We start from the raw sequence: 15,316 nt of genomic DNA, 5'->3' as shown, positions 1-15,316 counted from the left end.
CGCCCGCCATTCTCATTGAAGATGGCCGCCGGCGCTTCGCGCCCGGCTGCGGGCGCGCATCACAATTCGGGGTCTGCCGCGGCCGCGGCCTCAGTAGCATGCTCCCATGCCAGAAAGCGAAGGCCTGAACGAGGGACAGGTGTTCGCCGGATACACGATCATTCGCCGGCTCGGGTCCGGCGGCATGGGCCAGGTGTATCTGGCGCAGCATCCGCGGCTGCCCCGCCGCGACGCCCTCAAGATCCTGCCGCGGGAGCTGACCGAGAACGACGAATTCCGCCAGCGCTTCAACCGGGAGGCCGACCTGGCCGCGAGCCTGTACAACGAGCACATCGTCGGCATCCACGACCGCGGCGAGTACGACGGGCAGCTGTGGATCTCGATGGACTACGTGGAGGGGACCGACGCCGCGAAGCTACAGCGCACGAAATACCCGTCCGGAATGCCGAAAGCCGATGTCGTCGAGATCATTTCGGCCGTCGCCGACGCACTCGACTACGCCCACGAACGCGGGCTGTTGCATCGCGACGTCAAGCCGGCCAACATCCTGCTGACCGATGCCAGCCCCCGACGGCGGATCTTGCTCGCGGACTTCGGCATCGCCCGCGAGCTGGGCGACATCAGCGGCCTGACCGCGACCAACATGCTGGTGGGCACCACCGCGTACTGCGCGCCCGAGCAGCTGCAGGGTGCGGATCTGGACGGGCGGGCCGATCAATACGCGCTCGGCTGCACCGCGTTCGACCTGCTGGCCGGGTCGGCGCCGTTCCGCCACTCCAATCCGGCGGTGGTCATCACCCAGCATCTGTCGACGCCGCCCCCGAACATCAGCGAACGCCGCCCCGAGCTGGCCGACCTCGACGGCCCCCTCACCACAGCGCTCGCCAAGAAACCCGAAGACCGCTACCCCACGTGCGCCGATTTCGCGGCGGCGCTCGGCAGCCAGCTCAGCACCGCGGAGTCCGAGGTGGCGGCCGGTCCCACGACGGTCATCCCGGCACCGACCGAGGTCATCGCCAAGCCCCGCGGCGCGCCGGCGCCCCCGCCCACGGCGCGCGGCGGGTCCCGGGGGCCGGCGGTGGCGATCGGGGCGCTGGTCGCCGTCGCGGTGGTGGCGGTGGGCGCCTACTTCGGCGTCCGCGCGCTCGGCACCCGAAATCATCAGCACCACAACGCCACCGCGCCCGCACAGTCGGCCGCGCCGCCGGCGCCCGGCGGCGCCGCCGCGCCCCCGAGTAACACGGCGATCAAGCTGTCGGGCCAGATCACCGATCAGGTCGGCGTGCTCGGCCCCCTCGAGTACGACGCCGTGAACCGGGCCCTCACCAGGCTCTACGATGGGCGCAGCACCCGCCTGTGGGTGGTGTACGTACAAACCTTCGGCGGCCTCAAGCCGTTCAAGTGGGCCGAAAATGCCATGGTGGCCAACAACTTCACCGACAGCGACGCCATCCTGGCCATCGCCACCGAGGGGCCCGCCTTCTCCTTCCGGGTGCCCAACGCGGTGATCACCGGGAAGGCCATCGACCTGGAAATGATTCGCCGTGACCGCATCTCGCCGGCCGTGTTCCGTCATGAATGGGCCCGCGCGGCCATCGCCGCCGCCCAGGGCTTGGACGTCGCGCCGAGCTAATCCGACGGTCTGAGCAGCACGTCGGCGTCGAAGCAGCTGTGGTCGCCGGTGTGGCAGGCGGCGCCGACCTGGTCGACCGTCAGCAGCACGGTGTCGCCGTCGCAGTCCAGGCGCACCGAGTGGACGCGCTGGGTGTGGCCGGATGTCGCGCCCTTGATCCATTGTTCGCCGCGGGAGCGCGAATAGTACGTGGCCTCACGGGTTTCCAGGGTGCGCGCCAGTGCCGCGTCGTCCATCCACGCGACCATCAGCACGTCGCCGCTGCCGCGCTCCTGCACGACGGCGGCGATCAGCCCGTCGGCGTTGCGCTTGAGCCGCGCGGCGATGTTCGGGTCGAGCGTCATCGGACCGTGATCTGTTCTGCGGCCATGGCGGCCTTCACCTGGCCGATCGTCAGCTCGCGGAAGTGAAAGACGCTGGCCGCCAACACCGCATCCGCCCCGGCCGCGACCGCGGGCGCGAAATGTTCGACCGCCCCGGCGCCCCCGCTGGCGATCACCGGCACCGTGACCGCCGCGCGGACCGCGCGCAGCATCGGCAGGTCGAACCCCGCCTTGGTGCCGTCGGCGTCCATCGAGTTGAGCAGGATCTCGCCCACGCCTAGGTCGGCGCCGCGGGCCGCCCATTCCACGGCGTCGATGCCGGTGCCGCGGCGCCCCCCGTGGGTGGTGACCTCCCAGCCCGACGGCGTCGGCGCCGACCCGGCGGGGACCGTGCGCGCGTCGACGGACAACACGATGCACTGCGAGCCGAACTGCGTTGCCATTTCGGCCAACAGGTCGGGCCGGTCGATCGCGGCGGTGTTGACCGAAACCTTATCGGCCCCGGCGCGCAGCAGCGTGTCGACGTCGGCCACCGTGCGCACCCCGCCGCCGACCGTGAGCGGGATGAATACCTGCTCGGCGGTGCGGCGCACCACCTCCAGCATGGTCGCCCTGCCCGACGAGGACGCGGTCACGTCGAGGAAGGTCAGCTCGTCGGCGCCCTCCGCGTCGTACGCCGCCGCCAGTTCCACGGGATCGCCGGCGTCGCGCAGGTTTTCGAAGTTGACGCCCTTGACCACCCGCCCGGCGTCGACGTCCAGACACGGGATCACGCGCACGGCAAGGCCGGTATCGGAGTACATCTCAGTAGTCCCCCGGATCGCCGACGGCGCCCAGGATGTCGAGGATCTCGGCGTGCGCGCCAGGTGCGGCGGCCAGCACCGAGTCCGACGCGGGGGTCCACGGTTTGCCGGCCAGGTCGGTGACGATGCCGCCGGCGGCCCGCACCTGCGCCACCCCGGCGGCGTGGTCCCACACATGCCCGCCGAAACTTATTGCGGCACCGACTATCCCGTCGGCGACGTAGACGAGGTCGATCCCGGTCGACCCGTGCATGCGCAACCGCGAAGACACCCGGCTCAGGTTCTCCAGCAGCGCAATCCGGTAGCGCCCCGGGAACCGGCCCCGCGAGTCGGCGCTGAACGTCCCGACCGCGAGGAGGCTCTCACCCAGCTCCGTGGATTCCAGCGATGGCTGGGGCGCACCGTTTTTGACCAGCGGGCCCCCCGCGACGGCGGTGTAGCGCTCGTTGATGAACGGCAGCCAGCTCAGGCCCGCCACCGGATCGCCGTCGTGCAGCAGGGCCAGCAGGATCGCGGCCATCGGCGAGCCGGCGGCGTAGTTGAAGGTGCCGTCCACGGGATCCAGCACCCACACCCACGGCGAGTCCATGTCGGCGCCGCCGAACTCCTCGCCGTGCACGCCGATCCCGGTGGTGGCCTGCAGCGCGGTGACCACCTGCCGCTCGATCGCCAGATCGATCTCGGTGGCAAAGTCGTTGCCCTTCTTGGCAACCGCGGAATCGGCGCGGTGCCCGTCCAGGAAGCGCGGCACGGCCGCGTCGAGGATCTTGGACGCCACCGACACCAGCGCGTTGAGGTCCATCCGGTTACGCCCCGACCGCGGACAGGGCCTGCGGCAGGGTGAACCGCCCGGCGTAGAGGGCCTTGCCCACGATGGCGCCCTCGACCCCGCGGCCGGTGAGCGTGGCAATGGCGCGCAGGTCATCCAGGCTGGACACGCCGCCCGACGCGATCACCGGCGCCTCGGTGCGGTCGGCCACGGCGGCCAGCAGCTCGAGATTGGGGCCGCCGAGCGTGCCGTCCTTGGTGACGTCGGTGACGACGAACCGCGAACACCCTTGACCGTCAAGGCGTTCCAGCACCTCCCACAGATCGCCGCCGTCGGTCTCCCAGCCGCGCCCGCGCAGCCGGTGCTCGCCGTCCGCGATCTGCACGTCCAGTCCGACGGCGACCTTGTCGCCATGCTCGGCGATCGCCCGAGCGCACCATTGCGGGTTCTCCAGCGCCGCGGTGCCCAGGTTGACCCGCGCGCAGCCGGTGGCCAGAGCGGCGGCCAGGGAGTCGTCGTCGCGGATGCCGCCGGAAAGCTCCACCTTCACGTCGAGCTTGCCCACCACCTCGGCGAGCAGCTCGCGGTTGGAGCCGCGCCCGAACGCGGCATCCAGGTCGACCAGGTGGATCCACTCGGCCCCGTCGCGCTGCCAGCCCAGCGCGGCGTCGAGCGCCGAGCCATACTCGGTTTCGCTGCCGGCCTTGCCTTGCACCAGGCGCACGGCGCGGCCGTCGACCACGTCGACCGCCGGTAACAGAATCAACACAGCCCCTCCCGCACGCCGAAAGCGGTCACAGTCCCGCAACCCAATTGCTCAACACGGCCGCACCGGCATCGCCGCTCTTTTCCGGGTGGAATTGGGTGGCGGAAAGCGGCCCGTCCTCGACCGCGGCCAGAAACGGCACCCGATGGGTGGCCCACGTCAGCACCGCCTCGGCCGCACCCTCCCAACGCTGCGCGGCATACGAGTGCACGAAGTAGAACCGGGCGTCGGCGTCCAGCCCCTTGAACAGGACGCTGCCCGGCCCGGAATCCACCACGTTCCAGCCCATGTGCGGGATCACCGGGGCGTCCAGGCGGGTGACGGCGCCCGGCCACTGCCCGCAGCCCTTCGTCTCCACCCCGAATTCGACGCCACGGGCGAACAGGATCTGCATGCCGACGCACACACCCAGCACCGGGCGCCCGGCGGCCACCCGCTCGGCGATGATCCGCTCCCCCGCGATCGTGCGCAGGCCCGTCATGCACGCCTCGAAGGCGCCGACGCCGGGCACCACCAGCCCGTCGGCGCCCGCCGCGGCGCCCGGGTCGGCGGTCACCTCGACCGACGCGCCGACCCGTTGCAGCGCGCGCTGGGCCGACCGCAGGTTGCCCGAGCCATAGTCCAGGACCACAACCGATTTCGTCACAGAACACCTTTGGTGGACGGCACGCCCGACACCCGGGGATCGAGCTCGACGGCCTGGCGCAGCGCCCGGGCCACCGCCTTGTATTCCGCCTCGGTGATGTGGTGCGGGTCGCGACCGTGCAGGACGCGCACGTGCAGCGCGATGCGGGCGTTGGACGCCAGCGTTTCGAACACGTGCCGGTTGACGACGGTGTGGTAGGGCACCGAGCCGCCGGCAATGGTGGTGTGCTGCAGGTGATCCGGCTCCCCGGTGTGCACGCAGTAGGGCCGGCCGGACACGTCGACCGCGGCGTGCGCCAGCGCCTCGTCCATCGGGATGAAGGCGTCGCCGAAGCGGCGGATGCCCTTCTTGTCGCCCAGGGCCTGCCCGATCGCCTGGCCCAGCGCGATCGCGGTGTCCTCGATGGTGTGGTGGCCCTCGATCTCGACGTCGCCCTTGGTGCGCACGGTCAGGTCGAAGCTGGCGTGGCTGCCCAGGGCCGTCAGCATGTGGTCGTAGAACGGCACACCGGTGTCGACGTCGACCTGGCCGGTGCCGTCGAGGTCGAGCTCGACGACGATGTCGGATTCCTTGGTACGCCGCTCGATACGCGCGCGTCGTGCTTCGGTGCTCACTGGGCTCCTACGGGTGTGGCGGGGGCCAATTCGGTGGCCGCGATCTGGGCGCTGGCGCGCAGGAACGCATCGTTCTCCTCGGCCAGCCCCGTGGTGGCGCGCAGGTAGCCCGGAATACCGACGTCACGAATCAAGATGCCGGCCTCCAGGTAGCGCTCCCAGGTGGCCGGGGCGTCGGCGAACTGCCCGAACAGCACGAAGTTGGCGTCGCTCGGAATCACCCGAAACCCCATGCCGCTCAACGCCTTGGCGACGCGCTCCCGCTCGGCGATCAGGGTGGCGACGCTGCCCAGCGTGTCGTCGGCGTGCCGCAGCGCGGCCCGGGCCGCGGCCTGGGTGACCGACGACAGGTGATACGGCAGCCGCACCAGCAGCATCGCGTCGATCATCGCCGGCGTGGCGATCAGGTAACCGAGCCGCCCGCCGGCGAACGCGAACGCCTTGCTCATGGTGCGGGTGACGACGAGCTTGGTCGGATACTGCCCGATGAGCGCGACGGCGCTGGGCTGCGAGGAGAATTCGCCGTAGGCCTCGTCGACGATCAGGATGCCCGCCACCACGTCGAGCAGCCGGCGCAAGTCCGGCAGCGAGACGCTCTGTCCCGACGGGTTGTTGGGGCTGGCGATAAAGACGACGTCGGGTTCGCGTTCGGTCACGGCGGCGACCGCCGCGTCCACATCGAGGCTGAAGTCGTCGGCGCGCCTGGCTTCGAGCCATTCGGTGCGGGTGCCGTCGGCGATGATGGGGTGCATCGAGTAGGACGGGACGAACCCGATGGCGGTGCGCCCCGGTCCGCCGAAGGCCTGCAGCAGCTGCTGCAGGATCTCGTTGGAACCGTTCGCCGCCCAAAGGTTTTCGGTGCTCAGCGCGACCCCGGTCTGAGCGGTCAGGTAGGCCGCCAGGTCGCGGCGCAGGGCGACGGCGTCGCGATCGGGATACCGGTGCAGGTCCGCGGCGGCCTCGCCCACCGAGCGCACGACGTCGTCGACCAGCGCCCGAGTCGGCGGGTGCGGGTTCTCGTTGGTGTTCAGCCGCACCGGAACCGCCAACTGCGGTGCCCCGTAGGGCGATTTGCCGCGCAGGTCCTCGCGCAGGGGCAGGTCGGCCAGCGTCGGTTTTTTGGGTTCGGTCATCGCTCGAACCTCCGCCGTACCGCCTCACCGTGCGCCGGCAGGTCCTCCGCCTTGGCCAGCGTGACCACGTGTCCGGAGACGTCCTTGAGGGCCGCCTCGGTGTAGTCCACGACGTGGATGCCGCGCAGGAACGTCTGCACCGACAGGCCGCTGGAATGCCGGGCCGAACCGCCGGTCGGCAGCACGTGGTTGGAGCCGGCGCAGTAGTCGCCGAGGCTCACCGGCGCGTAGGGGCCGACGAAAATCGCTCCGGCCGAACGGATTCGCCCGGCGACCCGCGACGCATCGACGGTCTGGATCTCCAGGTGCTCGGCGGCGTAGGCGTTGACGACCTCGACGCCGGCGTCCAGGTCGTCGACCAGGATGATCGCCGACTGGGGTCCGCCGAGCGCGGTCGTCACGCGTTCGCGGTGCACCGTCGTTCGCAGCTGGGCGGCCAGCTCGGCCTCGGTGGCCGCGGCCAGGTGCTCGGTCGGGGTCACCAGCACGCTGCCGGCCATCTCGTCGTGCTCGGCCTGGCTGATCAGGTCGGCGGCCACGTGCGCGGGATCGGCGGTGTGGTCGGCCAGGATCGCGATCTCCGTCGGCCCGGCCTCGGCGTCGATGCCCACCCGCGAGCGGCACAGCCGCTTGGCGGCGGTGACGTAGATGTTGCCGGGCCCGGTGATCATGTCGACGGGCACGAGTTCGGAGCCGTCGGTGTCGGTGCCGCCGCAGGCCAGCAGCGCGACGGCCTGCGCGCCGCCGACGGCCCACACCTCCTCGACACCCAGCAGCCGGGCCGCGGCCAGGATCGTCGGGTGCGGCAGCCCGTCGAAGCGGGCCTGCGGCGGGCTGGCCACTACCAGCGAACCGACGCCGGCGGCCTGCGCCGGCACCACGTTCATCACCACGCTCGACGGGTACACGGCGTTGCCGCCCGGCACGTACAGGCCGACGCGCTCGACAGGAACCCAGCGCTCGGTGACCGTCGCGCCGGGACCCAGGCTGGTGGTGACGTCGGCGCGCCGCTGGTCGGCGTGTACGGCGCGGGTGCGCTCGATCATCACCTGCAGCGCCTCGGAGACGTCGGCGTGCAGTTCCGCCAGGGCCTGGTCCAGCGCCGCGCCGGGCACCCGGACGGCCGCGGGCCGCACCCCGTCGAACGACTCCCCGTATTCCAGCGCCGCGTCGGCCCCGCGCTCGGCGACGGCCTGCACGATCGGGCGCACCCGCGGCAGCACGCTCTCGACGTCGGCGCCGCCGCGCGGCAGCGCCGCCCGCAGCCGGGCAGCCGTCAGCTTCGCGCCGCGCAGGTCAATGCGGGCGATCGGCGACGGTTGGGTGGGGGTCACGTTGTTCATTGTCCCAGAGCAGCTCAAGTAGTTATCGGACCGGTAGTGTGGCCGTCATGTCCGCAAAGGATCACCCGAACAACGCCCCGGGCGTCCCGATGGTATTCCCGCCCTGGTTCGAGCGCTTCCAGATCAAGTACTTCAACCCGGCGGTCAAGCCGATCGCCCGTTTCATGCCCGGGACCGCGACCATCAAGCACCGCGGCCGCACGTCGGGCACGCCGTACGACACCATCATCACGCCCTACCGCAAGGGCAACGTGCTGGCGATCGCGCTGGGCCACGGCAAGACGAACTGGGTCAAGAACGTGCTGGCCGCCGGCGAAGCCGACGTGCAGTTCAGCCGCAAGCGCGTGGTGCACATCACCAACCCGCGCATCCTGCCCGCCGGGTACGACGGCCCCGACGCTGAATCCCTGCCACGGATGGCACGTGCGCAGCTGCGCCGGATCGGGGTTTTCGTCGGCGATATCGCCTGATTCCGCGATTTGGGTGTGAGCTGAGGGCGGCGACACGCCGACGGAGTTCGCCCAGGATTCACACTCGAGCGGGCTATGCCCGGGTGAAGACGGTCTTGCCGGTCATCGATGGCCAGGCGGAAGGAGCGTCGTCCCAGGCGACGACGCGGTCGACGGCCGGCGACAGGTCCAGGCCGCCGGCGATCTGCTCCAGCACCCGCGGGATCACGGTGCGCGCGCTGACCCGTCCGGTGACGAACCGCACGCCGCGCGTGTACATCGGCAGCAACGGCAGTTCGACCTTGTATTCGGGGTAGATCCCGGTGTCGGTGCACACGCCGTCCGGCCAGGTGGCGCGGAGGGTGGCCGACAGCAGCGCCCAATCGCCGGTGGTGTGCACGGTGACCGGATAGGGCTCCCACGACTTGTCGGGTGTGGCGACGTCGTGGACCACCGCGCCGAGCTTTTCGGCGGCGGCCAGGCGCTGCGGGTCGGTGTCGAGGTAGTCGACCTGGGCGCCCAGCGCCGCCGCGAAGGCGGCCGAGTACAAACCGATCGACAGCCGCCCGACCACGAGTACGCGGCGGTCGGCGGGGTCGAGGCTGTCCAGCTCGTCGCGAAACGGCCCGACGGCCCGCCAGCCGTCGGGAATGTTGTCCGACAGCGACGCGATCGAAACGGGGTCGACGGCGTCGGGCACGGGAATCAGCATCGCGTCCGCGTACGGCACCAGCACCAGATCCGACATGAAGCCGCCGCCGTCGAGCCCCGCGATCGGGGCCATTCCGTACATCGCCATCAGCGGCCCCGAGCCGCAGGAGCCCGTCACGCCGCGGCGGCATTCGCGGCACGTTCCGCAGCTGATTTGGAACGGCACCACGACGCGGTCGCCGGCGCGCACGCCCTCGACGTCATCGCCGACGGCGACGACCTCGGCCAGTCCCTCGTGGCCCACCGCGTATCCCGGCGGCAACGGCAGCCGCCCGTGGGCGACCGCGACGTCCAGGTCGCAGCAGGCCACCATCAGCGGCCGGACCACCGCCTGCTCGGGAGCCGTGAGCTGCGGTTCGGGCACCTCGCGCCACGCGTATCGGCCGGTGTCTTCGTAGGTCAACTGCCTCATCTCAGCATTCTTGAGTGATCACTCAAGTAAAGTCAATAGCGTGCCGAGACCAGATCGCAGTCGCGCAGCGCTGATCGACAAGGCCGCCACGCTGTTCCGCCGGCAGGGTTACGCGGCGACGGGCCTCAACCAGATCCTCGAGGAGGCCGGCGTCAAACCCGGTTCGCTGTATCACCACTTCCCGCAGGGCAAGCAACAGCTGGCCGCCGCGGTCGTCGACAGCGAGGGGGCCGGCATCGAGCAACTGCTGCGCCGGTTCCTGGCCACGGGCCGGCCGGTGGCCGACACCGTCGATCGCTGGGTCGACCTGCTGGCGGCGGGATTGGCCGGCGACAGGCGCGACGGCTGCCCGATCGAGCCGATCGCCACGGAGTCGGTGAACGCGAGCCCGCTGGTGCGCGAGGCGTCGGCGCGCGCGTTCAACGGGTGGTGCGCGGCGATCGAAGAGCGGCTGCGCGCCGACGGCTGGCGCGACGACGACGCGAAAGTTGTTGCGTTAGCCGTGATTTCGTTGATCGAGGGCGCGCTGATCCTGTCCCGAATCTCCGGTGCCGCCGCCGCTCTCGACGCCGCCAAGCCCGCGGCGCGCACCTTGTTGAGCCGCTAGAGGCTTTCCGCGTGCGCCTGCCCCGGGGCCGAGGCGGCCTGGTGACCGCTTTCGAGCGTCCGTCTGATGATCGGGGCGGCCTCCTCCATCGCGGCAAGCAACGGCCCGGCCAACTCCTCGGGCAGCACGTCGCGCGTCCAGACGAACCGGCAGCGCCCCGGACCGACGGCCACGATCTGCATCGCCGTGTTGTCGTGTTCGGGACACACCGTGTCACCGATCAGCGAGTAAACGATTCGGCGGGCGGTCTCGTCGCGGGCGATCAGCCGCTCGCGGGCGACGTTGCCCTTCGCGAACGTCACCACCCGGACGTCGCCGTCGGCGCGTGACGACACGACATGGCCGCGCGCCATGCCGACCGGGCCGTCCGCCCAGTCGCCGATGACGTCCCATGCCCGGTCCGCGGCGACCTGGATTTCGAACTCGGTGCGTATCGATGCCATGAACCCAGCTTGGCGATCCGCCGCCGCGCGGTCTTGAACATTCTTGCGCGCGGCTGTCATACCGCGGCGGTAGCCTGGCGCCGTGCTGTCGATGGCCACCCTCGCCGTCCGGCCGCAGTTCAGCCTGCAGGCGTGGGCGTGCCAACCCGAGCGGCCCGGCTGGTCCGCAGCCGAGCGCGCGCACGACGGACGGCTGGTGTTGGTGAGGTCCGGCCGCTTCCGGCGGCAAACGGCCGAGGGCCCCGCGGATCTCGACCCGACGGTCGGATACCTCGGCGTGCCCGGCGAGGAAGACCAGTTCGCGCACCCGCGCGGCGGGGACGCTGGTATCGCGGTGCGCTTGAGCGCGGCGTCGTGGTGGCAGCTCGTCGGCGAGCCGGCTGCGACGCGTCGCTCGACCTTCTACGTCGACGCCGCGCTGGAACTCGCGTACCGGCGGCTCTTTGCCACCGCCGACATCGACTACCTGCTCGCCGAGAACCTGCTGACGCTCACGGTCACCGCGCTGCGGCGGGTAGCCGACCGGTGCACGCCGCTGGCGGATCGGCCGGCTCCGTCGGACGCCCGACTGGTGCGGCGAGCGCGCGCGGCCATCCACGACGATCACCCGGCGGCGCGCGGTCTGTTCCCGCTGGCCGAGCTCCTGGACGCGTCCCCATACCGATTGAGCCGGGCCTTCCCCCGGGAGCTGGGCGTGACGCTGACCCGCTACCGCAACAGGGTCAGGGTCGGCCGTGCGCTCGAGCGGCTACAGGCCGACACGTCGACGCTGGCGGACATCGCCGCGGCACTCGGTTTCGCGGACCAAGCGCACCTCACTCGCGTGGTGCGCGCGCAGGTCGGCCATACGCCGAAGGCGCTGCGTCGCGCGCTGCGAACCTAGCGCTACATGTCCAGGCCGATGTCGAGCGCGCGCACCGAGTGCGTCAGCGCCCCGACGGCCAGGTAATCGACGCCGGTCGCGGCGTAGGTCGCCGCGTTCTCCAGGCTGAGGCCGCCCGATGACTCGAGCAGCACGGCGGGCGCCCGGGCGTCGCGGCGCTGCACGGCCATCTGGGTCTGCCACACCGGAAAGTTGTCGAGCAGGATCAGCTCGGGCTTTTCGCCCAGCACCTCGTCCAGCTGCTCGAGCGAGTCCACCTCCACCTCGCACGGCAGCTCGGGGGCGGCTTCGCGCACCGCCCGCAGCGCGTCGACCACCGAGCCCGCGGCCGCGACGTGATTGTCCTTGATCAGCGCCGCGTCGCCGAGCCCCAGGCGGTGATTGACGCCGCCGCCGACGCGCACCGCGTACTTCTGCAACGCCCGCAGGCCCGGCAGGGTCTTGCGGGTGTCGCGGACCTTGGTGTCGGTGCCGTGCACCGCGTCGACCCACGCCGCGGTCGTGGTGGCGATCCCCGACAAATGGCAGATCAGGTTCAGCGCGGTGCGCTCCGCGGTCAGCAGGCCGCGGGTCTTCGCGCGCACCGTCAGCGCCGATTCCCCCGGCCCCAACCGGGCGCCGTCGTCCACGCGATCGAGCACCTGGTAACCGCCGGCGCCGAGCACCTCGTCGAGGACCAGCAGCGCGACGTCCACGCCGGCGATCACCCCCGGCTCGCGGGGCACCATCGACGCGGTGGCCTCCGCGCCGGCCGGCACCGTGGCCTGCGTGGTGACGTCGGGCCCGTAGCGCAGATCCTCGTGCAGGGCGCGCCGGATGGCGTCCCGAGCGGCCTCGAGTTCGAGGTCGGACAGCATCGTCAGCCCACCGCCGCCAGCGCCTCCACCGACACGGAGTTGCCGTCGTCGGCCAGCCGGAGCACGCTGCTGCGGCCCGGTTCGGGCGCGGCGTCCGGGTACTCCGCGCGGTGGTGGCAACCGCGGCTTTCGTTGCGCGCCAAGGCCCCCGCGGTCACCGCCCGGGCGGTCAGCGTCAGCGCGACGTCCTCGAAATCGCGGCGGCCGCCCATGTTGCGCAGCGGCGCTCCGGAAAGCTTGTCGCACAAGCGGTTCAGCCCGGTGGCGTCGCGGACCACCGAGGCGTGCCGGTTCATCGCGCGGTGCAGGTCGCCACGCTGCAGGGCGGTGGGGGTGCCGGGCTCCGGGGCCGCCGCTCGCACCCGCCCGGTCGCCGCCGCGTGCGCCGCCGCCGCGCGACCGGCGCGACCGCCGACCACCAGGCCCTCCAGCAGGCTGTTGGACGCCAGGCGGTTCGCGCCGTGCATTCCGGTGCGCGCCACCTCACCGGCGGCGAAAAGCCCCGGCAGCTCGGTCTGGCCGCACACGTCGGTGACGACCCCGCCGCAGCTGTAGTGCGCGCCGGGAACCACCGGGATGGGCTGGCGGACGGGGTCGATCCCGGCGTCGCGGCACGCGGCGGTGACGGTGGGGAATCGGGTCTCGAAGCCGGCGATGCCGCGCGCGTCGAGATACACGCACGGGTCGCCGGTGGCCTTCAGGCGCGCATCGATGGCCGCCGCGACGACGTCGCGCGGGGCCAGGTCGCCCATCGGGTGGACGCCGGCCGTGACCGAATTGCCCTGGCTGTCAAGCAAAATAGCGCCCTCACCGCGGATGGCCTCGGTGACCAGCGGGCGCCGGCCGCCGGCGCGACCACCAAACAGCATGGTCGGGTGGAACTGGATGAACTCGAGGTCGCTGACCGGCACGCCGGCCCACAGCGCCAGCGCGATGCCGTCGCCGGTGGAGCCGTCGGGGTTGGTGGTCGCGCCATAGAGGTGCCCGAGCCCGCCGGAGGCCAGGATCACCGACGGCGCGCTGACGATCCCGTAGCCGTCCGGGTTGCCCACCCACACCCCGGTCACCGCCGAGCCGTCGTGCAGCACCCGCAGCGCCACGTGGCTGGTGCGGATGTCCAGCGTGGCCGCGGCGTGGTCCAGCGCGCGCTGCACCTCGGCGCCGGTGGCGTCGCCGCCGGCGTGCACGATGCGGCGGCGCGAGTGGCCGCCCTCGCGCGTCACGTCCCAGCGGCCGGGGACGGCTTCGTCGAATCGCGCTCCGTCGCCGACCAATTCGGACACCGCGCGGTAGCCGTCGGCGACGATCGAGCACACGGCGTCGGGATCGCACAGGCCCCCGCCCGCGGCCAGGGTGTCGGCGACGTGGGCCTCGACCGAGTCGTCGTTGTCCGGCAGCACCACCGCGATGCCGCCCTGCGCGTAGTGGGTGGCGGTCACCCCGCCCGCCTGGCCCGCCTTGGACAAAACCACGACGCTGCGCCCGGCGCGATGCGCGGCGAGCGCCGCGGCCAGTCCGGCGACGCCGGTGCCGATGACGACGACGTCGGCGGAGTGGGTCCAGCCGGGACGGGCGATCATTCGCCGCCGCCTGGCTGGCCGATCTCGATCATTCGCTGCACGCTGCGCCGGCCGGCCGCCGCGATGTCCGGGTCGACGTCGACCTCGTCGGCGCCCTCGACCAGGCAGCGCAACAGGGCCGCCGGGGTGATCATCTTCATGTACTTGCAGGAGGCGCGGTCGTTGACCGCGCGGAAGTCGACTTGCGGTGCGGCCCTGCGCAACTGGTGCAGCATGCCGACCTCGGTGGCGACCAGGACCTTGCGGGCGCGGGTCTCGTGCGCGGCGTCGAGCATGCCGCCGGTGGACAGGATCTTCACCCGCTCCGCCGGGAAGGCGCCCTCGCCGGCGAGGTACAACGCCGAAGTGGCGCAACCACATTCGGGGTGCACATACAGTTCGGCATCGGGATTGGCCCGCGCCTGCTCGGAAAGCTCGTCGCCGTTGATGCCGGCGTGCACGTGGCATTCGCCGGCCCACACGTGCAGGTTCTGGCGCCCCGTCACCCGGCGCACGTGCGCGCCGAGGAATTGATCCGGGCAGAACAGCACCTCGCGGTCGGGGTCGATGGACTCGACCACGTCGACGGCGTTGGACGAGGTGCAGCAGATGTCGGTGAGCGCCTTCACGGCGGCGGTGGTGTTGACGTAGGAGACGACGACGGCGCCGGGGTGCTCGTCCTTCCAGGCGCACAGTTCGTCGGCGGTGATGGAATCGGCCAGCGAGCAGCCGGCCCGCCGATCCGGGATGAGCACGGTCTTGTTGGGGCTGAGTATCTTGGCGGTCTCGGCCATGAAGTGCACGCCGCAGAACACGATGGTCTCTTCGGGCGCGTCGGCGGCGACCCGCGACAGCGCCAGCGAGTCGCCCACGTGGTCGGCGACGTCCTGAATGGCGGGCAGCTGGTAGTTGTGCGCGAGCAGGGTGGCGCCGCGCAGCGTCGCCAGCCGCCGCACCTCGGCCGCCCACTGCTCGTCGCCCTCGAGGCCGGCGTAGCCGGCGGGGGTGTCGGTGATGCGGCCGGTCAGGTCGTCCGCGAGCGTGTCCATGCGAGTCAAGACCGTCATGGCGGCTCCTTTCGCGCCGGGAGGTTTTCGACTTACAATCGAAAACATGGGCCATATTAGCACTGAACACGAGGTGCTCGCGGTCGTGTTCCAGGTTCCCCAGGTAACGACCGCGCCGCGCCGCGAGAAACCCCAGCTGAACGTGCTGTTATGGCAGCGTGCCAGGGATCCGCAGCAGGGCGCCTGGTCGCTGCCGGGCGGCCGGCTGCGCAACGACGAGGACATGACCACCTCGGTGCGCCGCCAGCTGGCCGAGAAGGTCGACCTGCGAGAGCTGCTCCAGGTCTGTCTCTTATAC

At 71.5% G+C, this 15,316-nt stretch carries 18 protein-coding genes; 5 read left to right on the top strand and 13 right to left on the bottom strand.

Translation table 11 applies throughout. The features are described 5' to 3' along the window. The first annotated feature begins 106 nt into the window (after positions 1 to 106). Positions 107 to 1,633 carry a serine/threonine-protein kinase gene (locus A5787_RS00860; protein ID WP_066960226.1) on the top strand — a complete coding sequence of 509 codons (1,527 nt, stop codon included), beginning with the start codon at positions 107 to 109 and terminating at the stop codon, positions 1,631 to 1,633. On the opposite strand, the gene hisI is transcribed toward A5787_RS00860, so the two are convergent. From hisI to hisD, 8 genes are read right to left on the bottom strand one after another with little or no spacing between them, the layout of a single operon-like run. Then, positions 1,630 to 1,977 (bottom strand): phosphoribosyl-AMP cyclohydrolase, encoded by a 348-nt coding sequence (gene hisI / locus A5787_RS00855; RefSeq protein WP_066960209.1) that lies wholly within the window; start codon positions 1,975 to 1,977, stop codon positions 1,630 to 1,632. The genes A5787_RS00860 and hisI overlap by 4 nt on opposite strands. Continuing rightward, a complete protein-coding gene (gene hisF / locus A5787_RS00850; RefSeq protein ID WP_066960190.1) occupies positions 1,974 to 2,759 on the bottom strand; it encodes an imidazole glycerol phosphate synthase subunit HisF in 786 nt (261 codons plus the stop codon). The genes hisI and hisF overlap by 4 nt, the downstream gene beginning before the upstream one ends. Position 2,760: 1 nt before the next feature. Next, positions 2,761 to 3,561, bottom strand: coding sequence for an inositol monophosphatase (locus A5787_RS00845; RefSeq protein ID WP_066960187.1), 801 nt, complete (start codon positions 3,559 to 3,561; stop codon positions 2,761 to 2,763). 4 nt (positions 3,562 to 3,565) lie between these two features. Continuing rightward, complete coding sequence (priA, locus tag A5787_RS00840) at positions 3,566 to 4,297, bottom strand: bifunctional 1-(5-phosphoribosyl)-5-((5-phosphoribosylamino)methylideneamino)imidazole-4-carboxamide isomerase/phosphoribosylanthranilate isomerase PriA (RefSeq protein WP_066960183.1); 732 nt, start codon at positions 4,295 to 4,297, stop codon at positions 3,566 to 3,568. 25 nt (positions 4,298 to 4,322) lie between these two features. Further along, entirely contained in the window at positions 4,323 to 4,940 is a 618-nt protein-coding gene (hisH, locus tag A5787_RS00835) for an imidazole glycerol phosphate synthase subunit HisH (protein ID WP_066960180.1), read from the bottom strand. Further along, positions 4,937 to 5,554: an imidazoleglycerol-phosphate dehydratase HisB gene (hisB, locus tag A5787_RS00830; RefSeq protein ID WP_066960178.1), complete on the bottom strand. Its 618-nt coding sequence runs from the start codon at positions 5,552 to 5,554 to the stop codon at positions 4,937 to 4,939. Before hisB ends, hisH begins: the two co-directional genes overlap by 4 nt. Continuing rightward, positions 5,551 to 6,687, bottom strand: a complete 1,137-nt coding sequence (locus A5787_RS00825) for a histidinol-phosphate transaminase (RefSeq protein WP_066960176.1) — start codon at positions 6,685 to 6,687, stop codon at positions 5,551 to 5,553. Before A5787_RS00825 ends, hisB begins: the two co-directional genes overlap by 4 nt. Beyond that, positions 6,684 to 8,030 carry a histidinol dehydrogenase gene (gene hisD / locus A5787_RS00820; RefSeq protein ID WP_066960173.1) on the bottom strand — a complete coding sequence of 449 codons (1,347 nt, stop codon included), beginning with the start codon at positions 8,028 to 8,030 and terminating at the stop codon, positions 6,684 to 6,686. Before hisD ends, A5787_RS00825 begins: the two co-directional genes overlap by 4 nt. Positions 8,031 to 8,077: 47 nt before the next feature. On the opposite strand from hisD, the gene A5787_RS00815 reads away from it, so the two are divergent. Continuing rightward, positions 8,078 to 8,500, top strand: coding sequence for a nitroreductase family deazaflavin-dependent oxidoreductase (locus A5787_RS00815; protein WP_066960313.1), 423 nt, complete (start codon positions 8,078 to 8,080; stop codon positions 8,498 to 8,500). Between the two features lie 73 nt (positions 8,501 to 8,573). Here A5787_RS00815 and A5787_RS00810 read toward each other — a convergent pair whose 3' ends face one another. Further along, on the bottom strand, positions 8,574 to 9,602 hold the full coding sequence (locus A5787_RS00810; RefSeq protein ID WP_066960170.1) for an alcohol dehydrogenase catalytic domain-containing protein: 1,029 nt from the start codon (positions 9,600 to 9,602) through the stop codon (positions 8,574 to 8,576). A 40-nt stretch (positions 9,603 to 9,642) separates the two neighbouring features. On the opposite strand from A5787_RS00810, the gene A5787_RS00805 reads away from it, so the two are divergent. Beyond that, positions 9,643 to 10,209 carry a TetR/AcrR family transcriptional regulator gene (locus A5787_RS00805; protein WP_066960167.1) on the top strand — a complete coding sequence of 189 codons (567 nt, stop codon included), beginning with the start codon at positions 9,643 to 9,645 and terminating at the stop codon, positions 10,207 to 10,209. Here A5787_RS00805 and A5787_RS00800 read toward each other — a convergent pair. Continuing rightward, positions 10,206 to 10,652 carry an SRPBCC family protein gene (locus A5787_RS00800; protein ID WP_066960310.1) on the bottom strand — a complete coding sequence of 149 codons (447 nt, stop codon included), beginning with the start codon at positions 10,650 to 10,652 and terminating at the stop codon, positions 10,206 to 10,208. The two genes, A5787_RS00805 and A5787_RS00800, sit on opposite strands and share 4 nt — an antisense overlap. Before the next feature lie 91 nt (positions 10,653 to 10,743). Here A5787_RS00800 and A5787_RS00795 point away from each other — a divergent pair, with 91 nt between their 5' ends. Continuing rightward, on the top strand, positions 10,744 to 11,535 hold the full coding sequence (locus tag A5787_RS00795; RefSeq protein ID WP_066960307.1) for an AraC family transcriptional regulator: 792 nt from the start codon (positions 10,744 to 10,746) through the stop codon (positions 11,533 to 11,535). A gap of 2 nt (positions 11,536 to 11,537) precedes the next feature. On the opposite strand, the gene nadC is transcribed toward A5787_RS00795, so the two are convergent. From nadC to nadA, 3 genes are read right to left on the bottom strand one after another with little or no spacing between them, the layout of a single operon-like run. Then, entirely contained in the window at positions 11,538 to 12,392 is an 855-nt protein-coding gene (gene nadC, locus A5787_RS00790) for a carboxylating nicotinate-nucleotide diphosphorylase (RefSeq protein WP_197506930.1), read from the bottom strand. Positions 12,393 to 12,394: 2 nt separating this feature from the next. Further along, complete coding sequence (locus A5787_RS00785) at positions 12,395 to 13,972, bottom strand: L-aspartate oxidase (RefSeq protein ID WP_066960165.1); 1,578 nt, start codon at positions 13,970 to 13,972, stop codon at positions 12,395 to 12,397. Continuing rightward, complete coding sequence (gene nadA, locus A5787_RS00780) at positions 13,969 to 15,018, bottom strand: quinolinate synthase NadA (RefSeq protein ID WP_066960155.1); 1,050 nt, start codon at positions 15,016 to 15,018, stop codon at positions 13,969 to 13,971. Before nadA ends, A5787_RS00785 begins: the two co-directional genes overlap by 4 nt. A gap of 46 nt (positions 15,019 to 15,064) precedes the next feature. On the opposite strand from nadA, the gene A5787_RS00775 reads away from it, so the two are divergent. After that, positions 15,065 to 15,316, top strand: a 252-nt coding sequence (locus A5787_RS00775) for an NUDIX domain-containing protein (RefSeq protein ID WP_156763699.1), incomplete at its 3' end; no start/stop codon positions are given.

The organism is Mycobacterium sp. 852002-50816_SCH5313054-b (genome assembly GCF_001667185.1).
Lineage (GTDB): Bacteria > Actinomycetota > Actinomycetes > Mycobacteriales > Mycobacteriaceae > Mycobacterium.
This window is presented reverse-complemented; position numbering and strand designations above follow the sequence as displayed.